Genomic DNA, 23,029 nt, shown 5'->3' on the forward strand with positions numbered 1-23,029 from the left:
CCAGCGTGACTGAGATAAATTTTTTGTCGCCTTTATCTGCGTAGGCACAGCAAGCCAAAAAAATTTGTACCAGTCACGCATTTTATAATGTCGTGTCTCTATTTTATTTAGTATCGACTATATGTTTCGCTGGTTTTTAGATTTATTATTTTTTAATCATAAAGGATAGTCCATGACGGCATCACCATCACCACGGCCAAATGCGCCGTCAGCGCCACAACCATTGCCACAATCTTTGGATAACAGCATCAACCCTGCTACCGCTACAGACAATCCAAAACAGCTACTGGGCGTGTATTTCAAAGGCATGGCGATGGGCGCGGCTGATATCGTACCTGGTGTTTCTGGTGGTACCATCGCGCTGATCGCCGGTATTTATGAGCGTTTGATTAATGCGCTCGGCAGCATCGGCCTCAGTCTCTGGCGAGTATTTCGGCAAGATGGTGGTATCAAAGGCTTGCTTGCCGTTTGGCGCCAAGTTGATGCCACCTTCTTATTGTGTCTGCTACTCGGCATTGCGACCAGCTTTGTGACCTTGGCTGGCATTATTAAGCATCTACTAGACAATGAGCCGCTACTGATTTGGTCGTTCTTTTTTGGACTGGTCGTCGCCACTGTCTTTATTTTATTGAGTGAGATTAAGCGCTGGAACATGGGACGGGCGGTGCTGTTTGTCATCGGGATTGCGGCAGCGGTCATTATCAGTAGTTTGCCTTTATTGACCACCACCCCAAGCTTACCCTATCTGTTTTTTGCCGGAGCCATTGCCATCTGTGCGATGATCTTACCGGGCATCTCAGGGTCGTTTATTTTACTGCTAATGGGCGCTTATGATACGGTATTAGAGGCGGTGCATACCCATAACTTTACTATCATCCTTACTGTTATGGCGGGTATGGCAACGGGTTTGTTATTATTTACACGCGCGCTCAAATGGCTATTGTCACATTATTATCAAGCCACCTTGGCCTTGCTTACCGGTTTTATCGCTGGCTCCTTGGTTAAAGTCTGGCCGTGGAAAACAGACGCTTTGGGTACTTTGGATAGCGAGGCAGTCACCAATGTCATGCCTTGGCAATACCCTACTGGCCCGCAGTGGCTCACCACTATAGGACTGATGCTATTAGGCGCAGTTTTAGTCTCACTATTGGCTTGGTGGGGCAACCGCAGCAATCGTCTTTAACCGTTAAACTGTCAAAATTCGATTTAGCAATAGTTTTGTTAATATCTTATTCTTAAACCATCGCCAGTCTCAAAAATAAGCGCCCATCCTTGCGGCGCTTTGCCTGCCAATTACACATGCTCAACGGTCAAAATTAGTCAAAAAACCAAACGTCATCTGTTGTCGCAAAGTCGCCTCTGCCCTCTTTAGCTTTACTCAGCAAACTTTCATAATGGTCACATTGGAATTCACCTTATGACTAGCGAGATGAATGATGTTATTGACGATATTTTCTATGATCAGTATAGACACGTGGAGCAGCGCGACGTGGCTCGGCTATGGCTTGTTGGCAAGCTTGGTAGTGGCGCTTGCCTTGTCATCACAGCGCTGGCTGCTGCTATATCTGTTTGGTGGTATGGCCTATTGGCTGGCTGTTGAAGTCATCCAAGGTTTGTTGGCGACTTGGCCGATGCTCGCCACGCTCTCAGAATGGCACAGCTATGTCATCGCCATGGGTATCAGCTGGCTACCTTTAGGTGCTTGGGTACTGTATCGGGCGCTACGTTACGACGACGTCAGTCAAACGGTACAACAACAGCGAGAATTGGAAGCGGCACGCTATATCGAACACACTCCTGTCTACGACGACGATTATCAGCCGCGCTTTCATTGAAAGGTTAAATAAAAAGCAGACAATCAAAAAGTAATCTATAAAAAAGTAGATAACTGCAAACAGTTCAGCAGAAGTAAGAAAGCCAATGCGAAGAAACTGATAATCAGTAAACCTTGAGCGATTAATGTTACAAGATACTTAACGCTCTCTACTTAACTACTAAAGAGTTGTGACCTTGCAATGGTTTATAATCTACTTATATATTTGTCGCAAAAATTGGTATAAAGTACGCTTTATTTTTATGTCCATTCTTTAGGAGTTGCACTATGTTTACTGTTCCTGTGTTAGATATCAAATCTGATCCGTTAGACGTGTTATTGGCTGTGGTTGGCTATCGCTTATCGATGTTGGCTGATAGCGATAACGAAGACGTTAAAGCGCTGTTTGCTGATCGCAAAGTCACTATCGAGCTTGCCAGCACTGAGGCGGATATCGCACGTTATTTTAGCTTTGATAATGGACAGTTTAGCCAACATAGCGGTCATGCAAAAGAAGCAGATTTAACGATTAACTTTAAAGATTCTATGACTGGCGTCAAGCTTTTGACTCAAGGCAGTCTTCCTGCTTTTATGACTGCCGTACAAGAAGGCAATCTGAGCATTGAGGGTGATTATAGCCTGATGATGTGGTTTAACAAGCTTGCTAAGCACATCGTGCCAGCCATTCCAGAAGAGTGTAAGCCATATATTGATAAAGCCAAACCTTATGCCTATAAAGCGCAGAAATTTGCGGAGCATTGGATTGGTTTTGCTAAGCACAAATTGGGCAAATAATCAGACATAAGTCGCTAAATCATTGAGTAGCTATTGGTTGCGCCTGAGGTGCAGCTAAAATGATTCTAATGTGCTTAATTGTAGTCATTATAAATACTAGCTAGTCGCGTTCTGACTTTCTAAAAAGGTTGCGGTATACTATATCGCAGCCTTTTTTATTATTTCAAAACCCTTAAAGGCACCAATATTCAAATTTTAATACCGTTATAAAAGGATTTATATTATGGCAGGATTGCTTAGTATCTCAGAACCTAACGCCAACAGCCAAACGCCAACTAACACGCTTAATCATTCAGCCAATGCAACCCATGACTTGCTAGCGGCACTAGCTACAGATGCCACTACAGTGAACTCAAATATGGGCGTGAAACACAGTCGTGAACAAATTGCTCAATTGTTTGATTTGCCGTTGATGGATTTATTGTTGCAAGCACAGACCGTTCATCGCCAGCATTTTACTGCCAATGAAGTGCAGATCAGCACATTGCTATCCATCAAAACCGGTAACTGTCCTGAAGATTGCGGCTACTGCTCACAATCGGGTCATCATCGCGACACAACCAACCTGCAAGCAGAGAAGCGTATCGAAGTCGATAAAGTCATTGCCGCAGCCAAGCGTGCCAAAGCCAGTGGCTCATCACGTTTTTGTATGGGTGCGGCATGGAAGCACCCTAGCGCCAAAGACATGCCCTATGTGGTTGAGCTGGTCAAAGAAGTAAAAGCCCTCGGTCTTGAGACTTGTATGACCCTTGGCATGCTCGACACTGAGCAAGCAGCGCAATTGGCGGATGCCGGATTGGATTATTACAATCACAATTTGGACACCTCGCGCCGTTATTATGAGCAGGTTGTCAGTACGCGCAGCTATGATGAGCGTTTAGATACGATTACCAATGTGCGCAATTCTGGTATTAGCGTGTGTAGCGGTAACATCGTTGGCATGGGTGAAAGCCGTGATGATCGCATCGATTGGGTGCATGAGCTGCTAAAAATGCCCAAAGCGCCAGAGTCGATTCCGGTCAATCTATTAGTGCCTATCAAAGGTACACCGATTGGCGATAAGGTATTAGCAGAAGGTGAGCTGTCCGTTCTTGAGTGGATTCGTACCATTGCGGTGACACGTATTTGCTGCCCAACCAGCTACGTGCGTCTGTCCGCTGGTCGCGAAAGCCTATCTGATGCTGAGCAAGCATTAGCCTTTATGGGTGGTGCCAATTCGTTCTTTTATGGTGACAAGCTGCTGACCACGGGTAACGCCAGTCAATCAAGCGACAATCGACTGATGCGTGAGCTTGGTTTGACCGCGCAATTTGCCGCGCCGAGAGTACCCAAGCAAGTGCCCGTTATGGATGCGATGAATGGTCATCAATCGCAAGTCGTATTGGCGGAATAGTTTGCGGTATAACGCTACCATTATTGGATAATCTGCGCTAAGCTTGCCAACATTATTGAACGCCCTAATAAACGAGGGCGTGTCCTAAAATAAGTAAGAGAGAGGATGATGCCAGATTATTTTAACTGGATTAAAGCGGCACATATTATTTCTATGGTGTGCTGGTTTGCCGCGATATTTTATTTACCGCGCCTGTTTGTTTATCATGCGATGAGCGATGATAGCATTAGCCAAGAGCGCTTTGTCATTATGGAGCGCAAGTTATATCGCGGTATTATGACGCCATCGATGATAGCGACATGGGTATTCGGTTTATGGATGTTGGGACTTGGCTGGGATGTTTATAAAACCCAAGGCTGGTTGCACGTCAAGCTGTTATTAGTGGTACTACTATCTGGCTATCACGGTGCGTGTGGTTTTTATCGCAAAAAGCTGATGGATAATCCTCACTATAAATCACACAAGTTTTGGCGCTGGTTTAATGAAGTACCAGTTTTTGCCTTAGTAATTATCGTCATTTTAGTGGTGGTCAAACCCTTCTAACATTCAGACAAATGACTGATGACCGGCTTTAGAACTAACGATCTAAAAATAAAAAACGTCCGCTACTTTAATAAGTAACGGACGTTTTTTATTAGAACCTTTTGAACCTTAGTGCTTACACACTAGGGCGCATGATTTGATAGACATTGCTTAAATCATACACACGGTAGCGCGCAGGCTCACGGCGGTTTTCGCCTGCATAGCTCAGTATCAAGGCTTGCTTTGCACGTTCATCGACCCAACCGACGAACAAACCGCTATGCTCGACGCCATTGTAGCCATGATTGATATAATAGAGCCAATCACCGACCTCAATCTCACTACTGTTGGCATAAGGTCCTTGCCCATAAGTGCCTTTATGCACAGTATCACGAGTCACCCCTGCGCGCTTAAATACCGCATCCAGATAATCCCAACAGCCGCCTTGAACAATCGCGCGCTCGTTCAGTGCCATTTTGCGCGCGGTACTTACCACCTCACGCGCCGCCCTGTTGCTTTGCATCTCAGCACTGCTGAGTAACGGTAAATACTCACTATCGACATTGTCATAATTACCGGACAAAAACGCGGGTAATGCCCTAGGTGCTTGACGTTGTACGTCAGGATAACGATAAGCAGTATTGACAGCTGGCGGATTGGTGTAAAGGGTGTTATTAGAATAAGTCGTGGTTGAATAAGTGGTGTTGGTTGTCGGGCGAACATTGATAGGGCTTGAGCGATAGCTGCCAGCACGTTGAATCGTAGAGCGCGTGCTCACTTTGGCAGAGGGCACGGAAGAGTATGAAGGTGAAGCATAATCAGACTGGACGGACTTTTGGGCAATGAGTGCGCTCATACTATCTGCTTGAGCTTGGCTGACAACGCCAAAAGTTAATAAAAATAAGCTACACGACGCTGAAACCAACGATATGGGCAAACACGACATGGGCTAACTCCTTGCCAATAAAATATAAGTCATCGCATAAATGACAATCGAACATTGCAGGCTTACTTATAAACTATTTCGCTATGCGTCTGCAAGCTTTGTGAATACATTCTCAAACCCAAATGCATTATAAGAAAACCTTAAGACCACCTTACCATTTAAATTTAGTTGAGTTATTATTCATCCAAACGATAAAAAACTTAGGAAATAGCGTGTTGTCGATTAAAAAACTGATTATTGTTTGTATTTTTATACCCACTTCTATGGTTCATGCCAATGAAGAGTGCGTCAAACCGTCAGTGAATGGTGCTACCTACGTAGGCTGTTTACGCGAAGATAAATTAACGGTGGCAACGCTTGATAACACCTTATGGGCTTTAGTCAATGAAAAAGGGGCGCTGTTAACAGATTATACGTTCGACAACTTTATTGATATTAATGACACGCTATTAGGGGTGGCTAGTGGCAGTAAAAAAGGTATCATCAACAAACAAGGAAAACAGATTTTACCGACCGTTTATGATGGCATTACGCTCTATGACAATCACTACTTTCGCCTAAATCAAGACGGAAAGTATGGAGTGGCTGATCCTCTTGGAAACATCGTATTGCCCTTGGAGTATGATTGGGTTGACAGTCTAGATAATGACCACAATCACAATCGAGCCTTGATTTCAAAACAGGAGAAAAAAGGGTTAATTGACGAAAAAGGTCATATTGTCTTACCTGCAAAATACGACCGCTTATTTTGTTGTAGAGAGCCTTATTACGGCAAAGTTGCTATAGGTAACCGATATGGTCTAACCAACGAACTAGGAAATCTACTGAGCCCAATTGAGTATCAAGAGATTAAAACGTTTTCGCATCGTCCTATGATGCTAAAAGCAAGGAAGGAGGACAAATGGGGGCTCATAGATTTAAAAGGCAATATTCTACATCCCTTTGAGTTTGACCAACTGCCTAGCTTCTATCCCGATGAGGTTGGAATAGAAACATTCAAAAAGGATGGCAAGGTTGGCTTTATTAATAACGAAGGTAAGATTGTATCGTCAGCCAACTACGATAACATCTCCGTTTTTGACGATAAAAAATACGAATTAAAAAACGACAATCTTTACGGCCTTGCCAACTCCGCGGGTCAACTTATCGCTCCAGTTGAATACGCTGATATTAGTACCGCCGATGAACAAGATTTGAGAGTGGTTGAAAAAAACAAAAAATACGGTCTCATTAATGGTGCTGGCGAAATCATTTTAGCAGTAGAATACGATAAATTGGGATATCCAGATGATGAATCAGGTGTTCGAACGATCAGGAAAGAGGACAAGTACGGGCTTATCGATCGTCACGGCAGCATCCTGATACCCCCTGAATATGATATGCTAATTTGCTGTTATGCAAATGGCTATGGCTCTATCGCAAAAGGCCATAATCAAGGAGTCATTGATTCGTCTGGGAAGATATATTTGTCCGATGACTATGATTATGAAGGCGTCTCACTCAATGGGCTATTTTTAGTGGCTCGTGATGATCTACAAGGTTTGGCTAATAAAGAAGAACAGCTCATGACTCCTATCGTATATGAAGATATATCTCCATTTAGTGATGGCCTATCAGCAGTTCAAAAAGACGGCAAATTGGGATATATAAATACTGCTGGAACGCTGGTCATTAAAAACATTTATAAGCGTGCACAAGCATTTCATGACGGTATTGCGGTTGTCAAAATAGACAATAAAAACTGGTTTATTGATAAACAAGGTCGTAAGGTTTTACCGCTACCCTTTGACAGGATTACTTATAATAATCCTAACCGCTATAGGGTCAGTAAAAACGGTAAGACTGGCATGATAGATGTGAAAGGCAACGTGCTTATACCGCCCATGTACAATAGACTGATGCAAATTGGGACGCAGACCTACTTTGCGGCAAAACCAAACGCATGGGGTATGATAAGTTCCACCAATAAGACCATAGTGCCTATCAAATACCATGATATAAAAGAGTTTAGTATATTTGATAGTGCAACGACAGATAGTATGACGACCACAATGGTAGGGTTTTCTGACCCAGGAGACTGGCGCCTATATGATGCTCAAGGCAAGCGCCTTCATCCTGATAAGCGGTTCTCTAAAATCACAGCATTAAATAATGACAGCATTGTCGTTCAGTCAGAAGAAAAATGGGGATTAATTGACGCTAAAGGAGAAATCATCATTCCTATAGACTTTGAAGACGAGCCGCTCGATTACGGCTATAAGGATGAATTACACTTTGTAGGCGATAAGCAAACATTCATTTTCAATAAAAAAACGAAAGAATCTATTCTTATAGAGAAGCTACCTTAATAAATTAAAGCCAAAAAATAAAGTAACTCGCTGAGTATTTCAGATATTCGGTGAGGTTTAAGTGATTGCGTTACGTCATTACATATTATGATGTCTAAATACCATGCTAGATTTTTAATGCTAGGGCGTATCATCATCCATCTTGATATTCACATGGCGCTTGCCCAATGCTTGACCTTGCAAAATAGCTTTGGCAGCAGTTGCTTCTTGGGCAGTATCGAAGCCGCTAATATGGTACTTACGTGCATTGTCACTATCGACAATTTGTAGCTGTGCGCCGATGAGATTCACTTTATCGCCATCAAGCAGTTGAATATGCGCACGCTTACCGTGATTGTCATGAACCAATTCGCCTACACGCACCCACAAGATGCCGCTATTGATAACGCCACTCATGGATTTTTTACGCTGCTGGCGTTGCTTATTAAAAATAAAACTGCCGATAATAAGCAACGCCAGCGCACCAATAGCCAAACGCTCAGAGAGTAGACTCATCGCCATCGCAACTGCAACCGCACCAACCAATAACGCGGCCCCAAACCAAAACAGGCCATTATCAGCCATTGGTGGCTGATCCTGTAAGGTAATTTTGGCGCCATCATCAGTCAGCTTAAGCATGCAGTACTACCTATTGTAGGATAACGATAAAATCAAAATAGACTATCAAAGTCTCTTAAGCATTAATAGCAAGTTACCAACCTAAGGCTGTTTTTTGCATGGCAATAAGCTCAGCGATGCCTTTTTCAGCGAGAATCAGCATATCGTCGGCTTGCGCACGAGTAAATGGCTTTTCTTCCGCCGTTCCTTGCAACTCGATAAACTCGCCTTTTTGGGTCATAACCACATTCAAATCGGTATCACAGCTAGCATCTTCTTCGTAGTTCAAATCTAGATACGCTTTGCCATCTTTCATACCGACAGAAACTGCCGCGACCAAACCAATCAAAGGATCCGCTTTTAGCTTTTTGGTTTTTTGGATACTTTCTAACGCATCAATAAGCGCAATCGCTGCACCGGTCACACTTGCAGTACGAGTACCGCCATCAGCTTGTAGCACGTCACAATCAAGATAAATGGTATTTTCACCCAGCTTGCTCAAGTCAATCATCGCCCGTAAGCTACGACCAATCAAACGCTGGATTTCTTGGGTACGACCTGACTGTTTGCCGCGTGCCGCTTCACGTTGGTTACGGGTATTGGTCGCGCGTGGCAACATACCATATTCTGCGGTGATCCAGCCTTTACCTTTACCTTTGAGCCAACGCGGTACGCCTGATTCGACACTAGCCGTACACAGTACTTTAGTATCGCCAAAGCTGACTAATACAGACCCTTCAGCATGCTTAGTATAATGGCGCTCAAAGCTGATCGAGCGAAGTTGGTCAAGCTCACGATTGTCAATACGCATAAAAATCCCTAGTACGGTGTTATAAAAGCAATGTCATAAAAATAATAAATAGAGGGTCAACTGACTAGCCAAACTTTATCTAGCACTGTGTTTATATCGTCAAATAGAATTCTATGATCAAATAGAAGCTAACTGAACGCCTTAGCGAACCCAAATCTTAAGATATCCTAACGTGGCAGCGGCGCAATAGCAAGATTCGCTCAAGCCATTACGCCGCTGCTTTGGTCAGTTGTAATGCTACATTTATTCTAACCCTTCCATCTTACGCAATTCTTTACGCAGGATTTTGCCCACGTTTGATTTTGGTAATTCATCGACGAACTGAACATGACGCGGACGCTTGTAACCAGTTAATTGCTTTTTGCCAAAATCAAGCAGCTCTTGCTCGGTCACGTCGCCTTTTTTGACCACGAATATTTTTGGTTCTTCGCCGCGCTTGTCACTTGGCACCCCAATAGCACCGCACTCTACAACTGCTGGATGCTCACTCATGGCTTCTTCGATTTCGTTCGGATAGACGTTAAAGCCAGAGACCAAAATCATGTCTTTTTTGCGATCAACGATTTTGATAAAGCCTTTTTCGTCCATGATACCGATGTCACCTGTTTTTAGGTAACCATTGGCTGTAAAGCTCTCAGCGGTTTCTTCTGGGCGATTTTGATAACCAATCATTACCTGTGGACCTTTGACACAAATCTCACCACGATCACCAATAGACACTTCTTTTTCGTCATCATCGATAAGAATCACATCGGTGCTAGAGGCCGGAATACCAATTTTACCCGTGAATTCAGCGATGGTCATGGGGTTAAAGGCCACCACAGGCGAGGTCTCAGATAAGCCATAACCTTCAACGATAGGCAAACCAGTGATTTTATGCCACTCTTTTGCCACGCTTGGCAAGACAGACATACCGCCACCGATAGCTGCTTTTAGGTTAGAGAAATCTAAGTCTGCAAAGCTTTCTTTATGTACTAAGCCATTAAACAAGGTATTGACTGCAGGAATAAAAGACGGTTTATATTTGGCCATCTCTTTGATCAGGCCGTCAAGGTCGCGAGGATTAGGAATCAGTAGTCCCGCATAACCTTGATACATACCATACATACCGCACACCATAAATGAGAACACATGATATAGCGGTAGCGCAGTCAGGATGACATCATTCGCTTCAGCATCGTCTTCAAAGGCGCTGTTCATCAAGGCGCTGATCTGTAGCATATTGGCGACTAAGTTGCCGTGCGACAACATCGCACCCTTGGCCACCCCAGTGGTACCGCCAGTATATTGCAACAACGCCACATCGCTTAGATTCATATCAGGGCGCTTATATTTGCTGGCTGAGACCGCATTTAGCGCATGCTTAAAGCTGGTGCTCTCTGGCAGACTATAAGAAGGAATCATCTTTTTGACATGGCGAGCGACGAGATTAATCACAGTGCCTTTTACCGTGCCAAGCATATCACCAAGCTTACAGACGATGACGTGCTTGACCTGACCTTTATCTTGCGCCTCTTCATAAGTCTTGGCAAAGTTTTCGACGATGAATAACGCTTTGGCACCGCTGTCGTGCAACTGATGCGACAGCTCACGGCTGGTATACAACGGGTTGACATTGACCAATACCATACCTGCCCGAATGATACCTAACATCACAATCGGATATTGCAGGACATTGGGCATCATTACTGCCACTTTGTCGCCTTTGACCAGTCCTAACGACTGTAAATAACTAGCAATTTGGCGACTGTATAGGTCTAATTGCTTAAAGCTAATAGACGAACCCATGCAGATATAGGCAGGTTTTTGTCCATAACGGCTAAAGTTACGCTCGAACACTTCAAGTAAAGAGGTACTGTCATCTGGCATGTCGATAGTCGCATCGATACCATAACGCTCATAAGCATTCAGCCAAGGACTGTCGCTGGCTATCGTCGGCATCGTAGGAAAGGTGTTTGTCTCGGTTGCTGACTGAGTATCTTTCGCCACATTGTCGTTGGTTGTCTCTTTATTGATATTGTCCGTCATAACTTTCCCTAAATATTACCGTTAAAAAGATAGAATAATCTGCTCGACAGAGATTTTTTATGAATTCAAATAGATAAAAAATCTGATGCTCATTATTAAGCCTACTACAAATCAGGCAAAAAATTTATGCCGCTAATACGTTTTTACGACGATAATTATGCCAGCTCTATAGCGCCAAACCCGTACTACTCTATCGCTAAATAAGAAAATATATCGGCAAACACTATAGCAGTTTTACTCATAATTCTCTACGAATACTGGCAAAACACACGGCTAGAAACAAAAAAAATGATAAGGCGGTATATAAACGGCCTTATCATTTTTAGTAATCACGATGTCTTATACCATAACAATTGCTATCAGTGCTCATAGACAGTAACTGATAACAAACTGTCTAGAATAGACTGTTTATCGTCTAACCTTTTACCATCTAACCATGGTCTTTTTCTTCAAGCACTCGCAGATCTTTATGCAAAATCTTACCGACGTTCGACTTCGGTAATTCATCGATGAATTCAACATAACGAGGACGCTTATAGCCGGTCAAGTTTTCTTTACCATAAGCGATAACCTCTTCTTTAGTCAGGCTGTTATCACTACGCACGACATAAATCTTTGGTACTTCACCACTTTTTTCGTCCTCGACACCAATGACGCCACATTCTAAAATCTTTGGATGACCTGACATTACATCTTCCACTTCGTTTGGATACACGTTGAAGCCTGAGACCAAAATCATATTCTTTTTGCGATCGACAATCTTAAAGTAGCCCTCTTCATCCATCACGCCGATATCACCAGTACGGAAATAACCGTCAGAGGTCATGACTTCGGCCGTCGCATCGTCGCGTTTCCAGTAGCCTTTCATAACTTGCGGACCGCGAACACAAATTTCGCCGCGTTCACCCAGTGCCACTTCGTTACCTTCTTCATCCAAGATGGCCATATCCGTCGCTGGCATTGGTAAACCGATGTTGCCTGAGAACTCGCCTGTCCCTTGCGGATTCGCTGAGGCAACGGGAGAGGTCTCTGATAAGCCATAACCTTGTACGATCACATTACCAGTAATCTTCTGCCATTTGTCCGCCGTGTCCTTCAACACTGCCATGCCGCCGCCCATAGACATCTCAAGCTTGCTATGGTCTAACGCTTGGAAAGCTTCGCTGCTAGCAAGGGCATTGAATAAGGTGTTGACCGCAGGGAAAAATGCTGGTGGATAATCTTTATAAGCCTTAATCAAGCTCGCACCATCGCGCGGGTTTGGTACCAGCGAGCCGATACAACCACGATATAACCCATACATACCACAAACGGTAAACGAAAAAATATGATACAGCGGCAAGGCCGTCATGATAACCGGCTGCTCATTCATTTTGTCAAACTTATCAAAAGCATCGCCAAGGTAAGTATCACACTGAATCAGGTTAGCGACTAAGTTGCCATGGGTCAGCATCGCGCCTTTGGCAACACCAGTAGTACCACCGGTATACTGAAGTACCGCAACATCGTCAAGACCAATATTATTAGGGCGTTTATAGCTCTTGGCTGGGAAGCGGTTTAGCGCTTTTTTGAATTTTACGCTACCTTTGATATGGAATGCAGGTACCATTTTTTTGACATGACGCACCACTGTGTTCACAATGAGGCCTTTTAGTGGACTCATCAAATCACCCATAGAGGTCACGACTACATGATCAACCAAGTTTTTGCCAATGTCTTCATAGGTTTTGGCAAAGTTCTCTAACAGAATCAAAGCTTTGGTATCAGAGTCTTCTAACTGATGTTCAAGCTCCTTTGTCGTATAAAGCGGATTGACATTCACTAAGGTCATACCAGCGCGCAATACACCCAATACAGCAACGGGTAGCTGCAAGATGTTTGGCATCATAACCGCGACTTTATCGCCTTTTTTCAGCCCAAGTGACTGCAAATAAGCGGCAATTTGTTTGCTATAACGGTCTAAATCTTCGTAAGAGAGCTCGACATTCATGCAGACAAATGCAGTTCTACCCGCATGGTTGATGAAGTTTTGCTCAAGTATGTCGATTAAAGAAGTGTTGGCAGGTGGCATCTCAATATTATACTGAATACCAAGTTTTTCGTAAGTTTTGACCCATACTTTGTCATTACGACGAATGAGGTTGCCTTGATTTTCCATAATCTTATCTCTCCTAGTAAATAGTGCGCTATCGTTCACCCATATCAATCACAGGGTGATAAACATACGAAAACTCGGAGCGCAGGCAAATCCTCTTCAGGATGGCGAGGCTGACGAAGTGGGCGTATGGCGATGAGTAAACAATATAGCGTTAAATAGCCCTTTGTTCTTTAACATACACACTTTATACAAACTACTCAATACAAAAGATTGCTACCTGAGTTCGCAAAGTACCTTGACGCACTATATTATTTTTTATATCAATAGCTTACCTGACAATTGATAGCAGTTAACAGCAACTATTACCATATCTAACTACTGAACATTTATCCATTTATATCAGCCATCGTAGCCTAATAGCCGTTTCGTTAGCGTTTGCTGTCGAGCGCACTAGCAAGTTCTGTTAAGGTCACAAAGTTACGGCGCGTGCCCTCTTTATCGCTATTTGGTTGCTTGGTAAAGGTATTTGTCGCCAGTTTAGAGCTGTCACTATATTGCCAATCATTGATATAGTCACTCTGACTTAAGCGTTGACCAAATCCTGCAACGGCGATGGCAAACTGGGTATCTACATTGGCACTGTCTAAAGACTGGCTACGCTTATTAATCGGTTGATTAATGAGCTTAGAGCTGCCACCTTTTGGCGCTTTATAGCGAATTTTTAGATAGCCAAGCTCATTTAGTGCCTGACTGTTTTTGACGCTAGATTTGCTATCGCTATCACTATAACGGCGGTCGCTAAACAATCCTTTTGCACCAGTTGATGTCACTTCAAACAATGCAATGACTGCCTTACCTGCTCCCAACTCGCCGGCATCTACTTTGTCATTATTAAAATCTTCTTCCGCCAGTACACGGTTCTCGTAACCGATCAAGCGCCACTCGCTCACCACATTTGGATTGAACTCCACTTGTACCTTGACGTCTTTGGCAACAGTGTTAAAGGTCGCTGCCAGCTCATCGCCAAAGACTTTTTTGGCTTCAGTCAAACTGTCGATATAGCTGTAATTACCATTACCGTTGTCCGCCATCTGCTCCATCATATAATCGTTGAGATTGCCACGACCAAAACCGACAGTCGATAGAGAGATACCACGATCACGATTGGCTTTGACCAAGTCCAACATCTCGTCGACGTCACTAATACCGACATTGAAATCGCCATCGGTGAGCATGATAATACGATTGATACCGTCTTTTTTCAGCGCTTGTTGCGCTTGTCTATAGGCCAGTTTTAAGGCGTCTTCGCCATTGGTCGAGCCAGCAGCATTTAAGCTCTCTATGGCAGTAAGTATTTTGGCTTTTTGATTGCCCTTGGTCGCAGGCAATGCCACACTTGTACTGCCCGAATACGTGACAATGCTAATACTGTCTTGCGCGCGCATCTGCTCGGTGAGCAACTTCAATGACGACTGTGCTAATGGCAGTTTATCGCGTGATGACATGGAGCCTGACACATCGACCAAAAACACTAAGTTGGCGGGCGGCATAACTTGATTGGTGCTTTTATTAGACCAGCTATTATCAACTGCTTTAATCCCAACTTTGACAATTTTATTATCCTGATCGGCCTTGTCCCATGGCGAATCAACCACTTCTGTTGCGACCACAAAAGGTGCATTGGCGATACGTTTGCCATCATCAAATTGATAATTAAAATAGTTAATCAACTCCTCTACGCGCACGGCATCGACAGGTGGCAGCTGCCCGTCATTAAGATAGCGGCGCACATTGGCGTAGCTGCCAGTATCGGTATCGATGGATAGAGTGGCAACCGCCATCTCAGTAGTGCGGTGTACCGGATTGGCGTCGTTTTTTTGATAATTATCACGGTCTTTTGGCTGTACAATGATTCCTGATAATGGTCGTACACTCAACTGCGGTGCAGCGTTTATCATTCTAGTATTGGCGCTTTTCGTATAGAAACTACTTGGCGCTATCATCTCTGATTGTGCTGATGTTTCTACCACTATGACAGGTGACGTAATATTTTGGTTTGACGCTGTTGCATCTTGCGTGACGGTACTGCTCGATGTCTCCGTCATCGGTTTACTTACCTGTGATGAGCTACACGCCGTCAGTCCCATTATACTGGCGACAGCACTGACTAATAGCGCATTTTTGGTTAGATGCTGAGCACGCATTTGTGATAAATAGGCAGGTGATATAGATGACGATGACATAATAGCTACTCCATATGATAGACGGCTTGGATAGATAGACGGCTTGGATAGACAGTTCGATGATAACGGTTCCGTGTTACAGCCTTTATAATAATTATTGCTGAGCACTATTGCATAGTGCGTTATGAAACAGGCGTTTAGTAAAAAGGCAAACCATATGCGTCTAATTCACTATACTTATCTTATTTTGTAAAAGCTATCAGCCAAAGTGCCATCAGTACATCTATCTGGCACGTCATGACCTGTCGTCTATTCTGACTTATACCTTTTTAATTTTGCCAATATCCTTTACGATAGCACTATCCTATTTGCACACTTGCACCAATTATTTATATCTATTAAAACTGATAAGTGAACCCTATTTTATGCCTGATATTATTGATAACAGTCCTGCGATTCTATCTGATGATGTGATGGATACCCGCTCCGTGGCGGAATTCACCGAACAAGCCTATCTCAACTATGCCATGTACGTCATCATGGATCGGGCGCTGCCCAATATCGCTGACGGTCTAAAACCTGTCCAGCGCCGTATCGTCTATGCGATGAGCGAGCTTGGGCTAAAATCGACGGCGAAAGCGAAAAAGTCTGCGCGTACCGTCGGTGACGTGCTGGGTAAATACCATCCGCATGGTGATAGCGCCTGTTATGAAGCCATGGTACTGATGGCACAGCCGTTTAGTTATCGCTATCCGCTGATCACTGGTCAAGGTAACTGGGGTAGCCCTGATGATCCCAAGTCCTTTGCCGCGATGCGTTATACCGAAGCTAAAATGTCTGCTTATGCCAATACCTTGCTTGCAGAACTCGGACAAGGCACGGTCGATTGGCAAGATAACTTCGATGGCACCATGCAAGAGCCAACCACCCTGCCTGCCCGCCTGCCGAATATTTTATTAAACGGCACGACTGGTATTGCCGTCGGTATGGCAACCGATATCCCGCCGCATAACCTAAATGAAGTGGTACGCGCGGCTATTCGTTTGCTAAAAAATCCTGAGCTATCGGTTAAGCAATTAACCCAATCAATACCAGCACCTGATTTGCCAACGCCAGCTGAAATTATTACCAGTAAAAAAGACTTGCAGTCGATGTATGAGACTGGTCGCGGCAGCTATAAAATGCGCGCCACCTTTCATATTGACCCAAAAGAAAAAAATCTCGTCATCATCGATGCGCTTCCTTACCAAGTGTCAGGCAATAAGATTCAAGAGCAAATCGCTAAGCTCATGACGGATAAAAAGCTGCCTTGGATTACTGATATTCACGATGAATCAGACCATGAAAACGCTTGCCGTATCGTGCTTGAGCTAAAATCTACCCGCGTCGACGTGCAGCGAGTAATGAGCCATTTATTTGCCAGTACCGACCTTGAAAGCAATTACCGCGTCAATATGAATATGATTGGCCTAAATGGTAAACCTCAAGTCAAAAACCTCAAAGAAATCCTTGAAGAATGGCTCGTCTGTCGCCGCTCAGTGGTCACGCGCCGTTTGCAATATCGCCTCGATAAAATTGATAAGCGCTTGCATATCCTTGCAGGTTTGCTGATTGCTTATCTGAATATCGATGAAGTCATTCGTATCATTCGTGAAGAAGACGATCCAAAATTATCATTGATGCAAGACTATGACCTGACTGAGATACAAGCCAATGCTATCTTGGACATTCGTCTGCGCCAGCTCGCTAAACTAGAAGAGATTGAGCTTCGCCGCGAGCAAGATGAGCTGGCAGCCGAACGCGCCATCATTCAAGAGTACTTGGACAATCCAGACAGCCTGACCAACCTGATGATTGATGAGCTTACCGCCGATATGAAAGAACACGGCAACGAGCGCGTATCACAATTGGCAGAACGCGAAGAAGCGCAAGCACTCAAAGAGTCTGACCTCGTACCAAGCGAGCCTGTCACTGCTATCCTATCGAAAGCAGGCTGGATTCGCGCTGCCAAAGGCCATGACGTCGATGCCGCTGGCATGACCTATCGCTCAGGTGATAGCTATCAAGCCCACGTGCGCGGTAAATCCAATGAGAGAATCTACGTGCTCGATAGCACTGGGCGCAGTTATAGTATCGATGCGCATAGCCTCGCATCCGCCCGTGGTCAAGGCGATCCGCTGACCAGCGTACTCAAACCACCCGCAGGCGCAAGCTTTGAGCAGCTACTCACGGGTAACGATGATAAGCGTATCATCCTTGCCAGCTCTAACGGCTATGGCTTTATCAATACGTTAGCTAATCTTGATAGCAATCAAAAGGCGGGTAAAAAGATCATCAATCTGGCCGCCAACAGTCAGCTGTTGCCAGTAGCTCGTATCGACGCTAATACAACGAGTAGTGAAGATAACGCAGAAAAAGTCACTCCTGATCATGTCGCGGTGGTGACGAATGCTGGCTATTTATTGATTTTTGCGCTGGATGATTTGCCAGAACAAGCGCGCGGTAAAGGCAATAAGCTGATCACGCTCAAGGGCGATGAAGAGGTATTAGCTATCACGCCGCTAAGCTTGCAAGACAGCTTAATCATTACCGCGGGTAAGCGTCATGTGACTTTAAAGCCGATGGATTTGGCGAATTATACGGGCACGCGTGGTAATCGCGGTGGTCAGTTGCCAAGAGGCTTTCAGAATGTGACTGGGGTTGAGGTTGGGTGAGTAAAGTTGTAAATTTAATTCAGTAGTGTGGGTGGAGCGATAGCGAAACCCACAGTTTGGAATTAGAGTGCTTATTTTGACTTAAGCTCAGTTTATTAAGGATTGAAATGACAACTGAAAACTACTCGTCCGACGCTCCAGTTTCTACTAAAGATGAAGATATATTCTCTCGTTGGAAGTTTTCTGAACGAGTAGCACAAGTAATTGCTAATCGTCGTGATCCAAGCAGTATCGTAATTGGTCTCTATGGTAGATGGGGCGATGGTAAAACCTCAGTCCTCAACTTTATTGAACAATCTCTCAATACAAACGATGATGTTATATGTATAAAATTTAATCCTTGGCGCTTTGGTACAGAAGACCAACTCTTAATGGGATTTTTCAACCAAATAGCTAATGCTTTGGACACCAAACTAGAAACTAGAGAAGATAAACTTAAAGATATTGGCAATAAAATCCTAAAACCTATATCTAGTGCAGCTGGCATGGGAGTAGTAGGCGATATAGTATCATCTTACATTTCAATGCCTGACATAGAAATTTTCAAAAGTAGAACTGAACAACTTTTAGAAAAGTCTCAGAAGCGTGTATTAATCTTAATTGATGATGTAGATAGGTTAGATAAGACAGAAATTCATGCTTTATTTCGTCTAGTAAAATTAACCGCAGATTTTAAGTACACCTCTTACATTCTTGCATTTGATAAAGATATTGTCGCTTCATCTTTACAAGATAGATATTCGACATCTCAAGGAAACTCTGGCGAAGCGTTTCTAGAAAAAATTATTCAAGTGCCATTGCATTTACCATATATTGACAAACAAACTTTAAGAAGTTTTTGTTTTCAAGGAGTGTATACAGCTCTTGAGTTAGCTAATATCCAACTAACTGAAGAGCAGGCTCAAGATTTTGCTCGCAATTTTGTTTCTGCATTTGATAGCTGTATTACTACACCAAGAAAAGCAAAACTTTATGGCAATATTCTAACGTTCTCTTTGCCTATTTTGAAAGGTGAGGTCAATCCTGTTGACCTGATGTTAATCGAAGGAGTTAGAGCTTTCTATCCTAGGCTATACGAATCTATCAGGGATAATGAAAAACTATTTGCCGGAACATTCTCTACAAGTAGTGGCTCATTTCATGACGCTGATAAAGAACTTATCAAAACATTAATTGACAATTCGCTGAGTAAAACTGCTTCAAGTAAAAAGGAAGATTTAAAAGAGTTATTAAAAAGTATTTTCCCTAAATTACAAGCTGTTTATGGAAGAATGCACTACGCAGGAGACTCACATAAAATTTGGAATGACAACCAAAGGATATGTTCAAAAAACTATTTTTCGAGATACTTTGGTTACTCAGTATCACCTAATGATGTATCTGACATAGCAGTTACCCAGGCATTGCAGGATATAAACAACTGGAGTGAGCCTTATAATTATCAAGATAATCCTCTTAAGGACTTTATAACACCTAAGAATGCTGAAAAGGTAATACAAAAACTACGTAGCCAAGTTGACTGGAATAGTGGGAGATATCAGCCAATTATTTTATCTGTAGCGCAAGTTGGCGATATTATTCCTAATACTAGAACCTTTTTGTCTTTTAATCCTCTTGTTCAATCTGTAGTTTTAATAGCAGATATGATAATTAGTACCAATAAAAATGAACAAATAAAAATTGCTAAACTTGCGCTTGATAATGCCCCAACAATTGAATACAAAACTGAATTATACAGATGGCTGTATCATAGCGAAAATGAAAACCCTAAACCTAACTGTTTTAGCTTGGAAGAAAGAAAAGAGTTAGGTGAACACCTAGGAAACAAAATCTTTTCTGAGATTGAGTCTATTGACATCACTTCTGAAAACCCCGACTTAGTATCACGTATTTTCTGGATATTAAGTGAATATGTGGACAAAAACCGTTTGAATGATTATGTAAAGTCATTAGTTAGCTCCGACCCATCAACTGTTTATAAAATCCTTAATAATTACGTTCCTACTTTCACGAGTCTTACAGATGGAACTACGGGTAAAGAAGGTTTTAATGAAGCTAACTATAAAAGTTTATCCAAAGTTATCGATGTTTCAATTTTATTTGAATCAATTGAACGGCACTATCCTGACTTGGTAGTTAACATAAATGAATATCCAACATTGCAAAGTCGTGATGAAGATAGAGAGTCAATTATTTCTCAACAATTTGTATGGTGGTATAGAAAAGATCTTAATAAAAAGACTTTTAAAAAAATTACTCAGCTAGATAATTTGAATAGCCCTTATATCGAGAATCTGAAGAAGTTTGTAATATAGTGGATAATTAATCTACATTTTGTATTAGTATTTAGTTTGCATAAGGTGAGCCTTGCACACCGCCAACACTCGCAAATGGTGCGCGTGGCGCACCCTACTACTAACTCATCTTATGATTTTCCTACAAGTAAAACCCCAACTACGACCACTATCAAAAAAATCATAAGCTCACCGCTAGCCCCGACTGTAGCGGTATCCTGCTGAGATGGGCGAGTTGTGAGGGCTAGGTTTTGGGGTGGCTCGCAGAGCAGGAGACACCCCAAACCATAGCCCTCGCCTCGCGCGGGTAAGCAGATACAAGTGTAAGGCGGGAGAAGCTATTAATAATGTTTTATATATTCCAACCCCTACCCCTGCCGCAACCCCAAAATCGGAATCACCAAATCCTCTTCATCAGTGAGATGTTGCTGCAGTAAATCGGTCACGGCTACTAGCGTTTTATGTAGCTCTTCAGCCAGCGCTTTATCCTCTACCTCACTTCTCGCCAGCGCATCGTTTTGAATTTGCAATTTATCCAGTAGCGCATTGAGATACTCATGGTCATGACCTAATACCTCAAACCCTGCCTGTAGCTGCGGATACATCCTCACAAATTCTGGGAAAAACCCGTCATCCTCTACGCCATGATGTTGATGCAGTTTAAGCACATGCATATTGATACGTTTCAGTATCTGCGAGCGGTATTCTGCCCAGTCATACTCGCCATCAATATAAGCCTCGCTGATTTGCGTAAGGATGCGTTGGCGCTTACGAATATTGGTATGTACCTTGAGCCAACCTGAAGTTTTATAGGCATAATCGGCGGCAAACCATTGATCAGGTGGCAGCTTATTGTATAAAAACAACCAATCTGCCTCTAAGCGGCTATCTGGATGTCTTGGCGCGAGACTGAATAAATCATCGTCGAGGGCTTGTTGGCTAGTATTGTTTTGGACGAAATCAGTCATTAGGGAGTCCTCGTTTTTATTGTTAGCGTTCAATTTTTACGGCTTAACTCTTTAGCTTAATAATTACTATATGGGGTTTTTTATCCCTTCTTTATAGTGGCAACCAAGCAAAACACTTTTCTAATCTTCGCAACAATAGTATTAAAGACATTGTTTGGGCGCGAAACCAGTAACATAACCCACCATTACAACCTCATAACCGCTCATTTATAATGGCTTGTCTTAGTGAATATAAGCTTACGCCATGAGTAAACGTATCAGCCTAATTTTCCCGCATCAACTGTTTGCTGATACCTCGCTTTGGCAAGAGGAATGCTATCTGATTGAGGAAGATTTATACTTTACCCAGTTTCCTTTTCACAAGCAAAAGCTAGTCCTGCATCGCGCGAGTATGAAAGCTTATGAGCAAACGCTAATAGATGCTGGCAAAACCGTACATTATATTGACTCATCACATGAGCATAGTGACTGCCGCCAGCTCATTGCTAGCTTTGTCAGTATTAAGCATGAGCCTGATACTGACATTAATAATAGCGATGCCATTGCAAAAATATACTGCATTGATGTCGTCGATGACTGGTTACGGATACACATTCAAGAAGCCATAGTAAAAGCTGATATTGAGTTTGATGTTTCGCCAACGCCAATGTTTTTGAACCCGCTACCTATCTATTGTGACTTCTTTAGAAACAATCGACTGTTTCATCATGACTTCTATATCCAAGCGCGAAAACGTGAAAAAATCCTTATCGATGACGAGCAAAAACCTATCGGTGGGCAATGGTCATTCGATGAAAACAATCGCAAAAAGTATCCACGTAAACAGACGCCGCCTGCGGTCGAATTCCCTGAATTAACCGTATATTATGAAGAAGCAATAGCGTATGTTGAGGACAACTTTAGCACGCACTACGGTGAGGCCAATCCTGACTTTCGCTATCCGACTAGTCATATTGAGGCCGAAGCTTGGCTAGAGAATTTTTTATCGAAACGCTTCAAAGACTTTGGTAAATACGAGGACGCTATCGTTGCCGACGAGCACGTTTTGCATCATAGTATTTTAACCCCAATGCTGAATACGGGACTGTTAACGCCTGAACAAGTCATCACGCGCACGCTTGAGATTAGCGAAGCATATGACATTCCTATTAATTCCTTAGAAGGCTTTATACGCCAAATTATCGGCTGGCGCGAGTTTATGTATGGGCTCTATGAGTCTATTGGACGTAAGCAGCGCACGAGTAATTTTTGGGGTTTTAAACGTAAGATACCGCCAAGCTTTTATACCGGTGATACCGGCATTGAGCCGATTGATACCACGATTAAAAAGCTGCTTAAGACAGGTTACGCGCATCATATCGAGCGTCTAATGATCTTTGGCAACTTTATGCTGCTGTGTGAGTTTGATCCTGATGAGGTTTATCAATGGTTTATGGAGCTATCCCCCTATGGCAGGATAGTTGTCACCCCTAAAGAATAATCCAAATGGGGGCACAAGGACCAATCATGCCACGTTATA

16 protein-coding genes are annotated in these 23,029 nt (G+C 43.1%); 9 read left to right on the forward strand and 7 right to left on the reverse strand.

Translation table 11 applies throughout. The features are described from left to right. The first annotated feature begins 172 nt into the window (after nucleotides 1-172). The 5 genes from AAEY80_RS03990 (at nucleotide 173) to hemJ (ending at nucleotide 4,544) form a co-directional block, all read left to right on the forward strand. Nucleotides 173-1,183, forward strand: a complete 1,011-nt coding sequence (locus AAEY80_RS03990; RefSeq protein ID WP_350587921.1) for a DUF368 domain-containing protein — start codon at nucleotides 173-175, stop codon at nucleotides 1,181-1,183. Between the two features lie 274 nt (nucleotides 1,184-1,457). Further along, complete coding sequence (gene aciT, locus AAEY80_RS03995) at nucleotides 1,458-1,835, forward strand: AciT family ciprofloxacin tolerance protein (RefSeq protein WP_227502360.1); 378 nt, start codon at nucleotides 1,458-1,460, stop codon at nucleotides 1,833-1,835. Nucleotides 1,836-2,101: 266 nt separating this feature from the next. After that, nucleotides 2,102-2,608, forward strand: coding sequence for an SCP2 sterol-binding domain-containing protein (locus tag AAEY80_RS04000; protein WP_025652282.1), 507 nt, complete (start codon nucleotides 2,102-2,104; stop codon nucleotides 2,606-2,608). Nucleotides 2,609-2,966: 358 nt separating this feature from the next. Then, the gene (gene bioB / locus AAEY80_RS04005; RefSeq protein WP_025652281.1) at nucleotides 2,967-4,001 is read left to right on the forward strand and encodes a biotin synthase BioB; all 1,035 of its coding nucleotides are present in this window, start codon (nucleotides 2,967-2,969) and stop codon (nucleotides 3,999-4,001) included. 108 nt (nucleotides 4,002-4,109) lie between these two features. After that, nucleotides 4,110-4,544: a protoporphyrinogen oxidase HemJ gene (hemJ, locus tag AAEY80_RS04010; protein ID WP_037025402.1), complete on the forward strand. Its 435-nt coding sequence runs from the start codon at nucleotides 4,110-4,112 to the stop codon at nucleotides 4,542-4,544. 115 nt (nucleotides 4,545-4,659) lie between these two features. Here the strand turns inward: hemJ and AAEY80_RS04015 are convergent, their stop codons facing one another. Further along, nucleotides 4,660-5,469 carry a hypothetical protein gene (locus tag AAEY80_RS04015; RefSeq protein WP_025652279.1) on the reverse strand — a complete coding sequence of 270 codons (810 nt, stop codon included), beginning with the start codon at nucleotides 5,467-5,469 and terminating at the stop codon, nucleotides 4,660-4,662. Nucleotides 5,470-5,681: 212 nt separating this feature from the next. Between AAEY80_RS04015 and AAEY80_RS04020 the strand changes: the two genes are divergently transcribed. Continuing rightward, complete coding sequence (locus AAEY80_RS04020) at nucleotides 5,682-7,817, forward strand: WG repeat-containing protein (protein WP_350587922.1); 2,136 nt, start codon at nucleotides 5,682-5,684, stop codon at nucleotides 7,815-7,817. A gap of 120 nt (nucleotides 7,818-7,937) precedes the next feature. Here the strand turns inward: AAEY80_RS04020 and AAEY80_RS04025 are convergent, their stop codons facing one another. The 5 genes from AAEY80_RS04025 to AAEY80_RS04045 all read right to left on the reverse strand — a co-directional run bounded on the left by AAEY80_RS04025 (nucleotide 7,938) and on the right by AAEY80_RS04045 (nucleotide 15,594). Beyond that, on the reverse strand, nucleotides 7,938-8,435 hold the full coding sequence (locus AAEY80_RS04025; protein WP_025652277.1) for a hypothetical protein: 498 nt from the start codon (nucleotides 8,433-8,435) through the stop codon (nucleotides 7,938-7,940). A gap of 73 nt (nucleotides 8,436-8,508) precedes the next feature. After that, nucleotides 8,509-9,225 carry a ribonuclease PH gene (rph, locus tag AAEY80_RS04030; RefSeq protein ID WP_025652276.1) on the reverse strand — a complete coding sequence of 239 codons (717 nt, stop codon included), beginning with the start codon at nucleotides 9,223-9,225 and terminating at the stop codon, nucleotides 8,509-8,511. Nucleotides 9,226-9,468: 243 nt separating this feature from the next. Beyond that, nucleotides 9,469-11,253 carry an AMP-binding protein gene (locus AAEY80_RS04035; protein ID WP_025652275.1) on the reverse strand — a complete coding sequence of 595 codons (1,785 nt, stop codon included), beginning with the start codon at nucleotides 11,251-11,253 and terminating at the stop codon, nucleotides 9,469-9,471. Nucleotides 11,254-11,683: 430 nt separating this feature from the next. Further along, entirely contained in the window at nucleotides 11,684-13,411 is a 1,728-nt protein-coding gene (locus AAEY80_RS04040; protein WP_201565547.1) for an AMP-binding protein, read from the reverse strand. A 368-nt stretch (nucleotides 13,412-13,779) separates the two neighbouring features. Next, entirely contained in the window at nucleotides 13,780-15,594 is a 1,815-nt protein-coding gene (locus tag AAEY80_RS04045) for a vWA domain-containing protein (RefSeq protein WP_227674832.1), read from the reverse strand. 365 nt (nucleotides 15,595-15,959) lie between these two features. On the opposite strand from AAEY80_RS04045, the gene parC reads away from it, so the two are divergent. After that, the gene (gene parC, locus AAEY80_RS04050; RefSeq protein WP_350587924.1) at nucleotides 15,960-18,248 is read left to right on the forward strand and encodes a DNA topoisomerase IV subunit A; all 2,289 of its coding nucleotides are present in this window, start codon (nucleotides 15,960-15,962) and stop codon (nucleotides 18,246-18,248) included. A gap of 107 nt (nucleotides 18,249-18,355) precedes the next feature. Further along, complete coding sequence (locus AAEY80_RS04055) at nucleotides 18,356-20,563, forward strand: KAP family P-loop NTPase fold protein (RefSeq protein ID WP_350587925.1); 2,208 nt, start codon at nucleotides 18,356-18,358, stop codon at nucleotides 20,561-20,563. Between the two features lie 347 nt (nucleotides 20,564-20,910). Here AAEY80_RS04055 and AAEY80_RS04060 read toward each other — a convergent pair whose 3' ends face one another. After that, on the reverse strand, nucleotides 20,911-21,510 hold the full coding sequence (locus AAEY80_RS04060) for a hemerythrin domain-containing protein (protein WP_350587926.1): 600 nt from the start codon (nucleotides 21,508-21,510) through the stop codon (nucleotides 20,911-20,913). A gap of 244 nt (nucleotides 21,511-21,754) precedes the next feature. Here AAEY80_RS04060 and AAEY80_RS04065 point away from each other — a divergent pair, with 244 nt between their 5' ends. Beyond that, on the forward strand, nucleotides 21,755-22,990 hold the full coding sequence (locus AAEY80_RS04065; protein WP_350587927.1) for a cryptochrome/photolyase family protein: 1,236 nt from the start codon (nucleotides 21,755-21,757) through the stop codon (nucleotides 22,988-22,990). Nucleotides 22,991-23,029 lie beyond the last annotated feature (39 nt).

Origin of the sequence: Psychrobacter sp. 78a-MNA-CIBAN-0178 (assembly GCF_040309625.1) — a bacterium.
GTDB lineage: Bacteria > Pseudomonadota > Gammaproteobacteria > Pseudomonadales > Moraxellaceae > Psychrobacter > Psychrobacter okhotskensis.

What these genes read in the sequence shown, in the direction of transcription:
- AAEY80_RS03990 (WP_350587921.1), top strand. Translation starts at nt 173, where the DNA reads ATGACGGCATCACCATCACCACGGCCAAATGCGCCGTCAGCGCCACAA.
- aciT (WP_227502360.1), top strand. Translation starts at nt 1,458, where the DNA reads ATGATCAGTATAGACACGTGGAGCAGCGCGACGTGGCTCGGCTATGGC.
- AAEY80_RS04000 (WP_025652282.1), top strand. Translation starts at nt 2,102, where the DNA reads ATGTTTACTGTTCCTGTGTTAGATATCAAATCTGATCCGTTAGACGTG.
- bioB (WP_025652281.1), top strand. Translation starts at nt 2,967, where the DNA reads ATGGGCGTGAAACACAGTCGTGAACAAATTGCTCAATTGTTTGATTTG.
- hemJ (WP_037025402.1), top strand. Translation starts at nt 4,110, where the DNA reads ATGCCAGATTATTTTAACTGGATTAAAGCGGCACATATTATTTCTATG.
- AAEY80_RS04015 (WP_025652279.1), bottom strand. Translation starts at nt 5,469, where the DNA reads ATGTCGTGTTTGCCCATATCGTTGGTTTCAGCGTCGTGTAGCTTATTT.
- AAEY80_RS04025 (WP_025652277.1), bottom strand. Translation starts at nt 8,435, where the DNA reads ATGCTTAAGCTGACTGATGATGGCGCCAAAATTACCTTACAGGATCAG.
- rph (WP_025652276.1), bottom strand. Translation starts at nt 9,225, where the DNA reads ATGCGTATTGACAATCGTGAGCTTGACCAACTTCGCTCGATCAGCTTT.
- AAEY80_RS04035 (WP_025652275.1), bottom strand. Translation starts at nt 11,253, where the DNA reads ATGACGGACAATATCAATAAAGAGACAACCAACGACAATGTGGCGAAA.
- AAEY80_RS04040 (WP_201565547.1), bottom strand. Translation starts at nt 13,411, where the DNA reads ATGGAAAATCAAGGCAACCTCATTCGTCGTAATGACAAAGTATGGGTC.
- AAEY80_RS04045 (WP_227674832.1), bottom strand. Translation starts at nt 15,594, where the DNA reads ATGTCATCGTCATCTATATCACCTGCCTATTTATCACAAATGCGTGCT.
- parC (WP_350587924.1), top strand. Translation starts at nt 15,960, where the DNA reads ATGCCTGATATTATTGATAACAGTCCTGCGATTCTATCTGATGATGTG.
- AAEY80_RS04055 (WP_350587925.1), top strand. Translation starts at nt 18,356, where the DNA reads ATGACAACTGAAAACTACTCGTCCGACGCTCCAGTTTCTACTAAAGAT.
- AAEY80_RS04060 (WP_350587926.1), bottom strand. Translation starts at nt 21,510, where the DNA reads ATGACTGATTTCGTCCAAAACAATACTAGCCAACAAGCCCTCGACGAT.
- AAEY80_RS04065 (WP_350587927.1), top strand. Translation starts at nt 21,755, where the DNA reads ATGAGTAAACGTATCAGCCTAATTTTCCCGCATCAACTGTTTGCTGAT.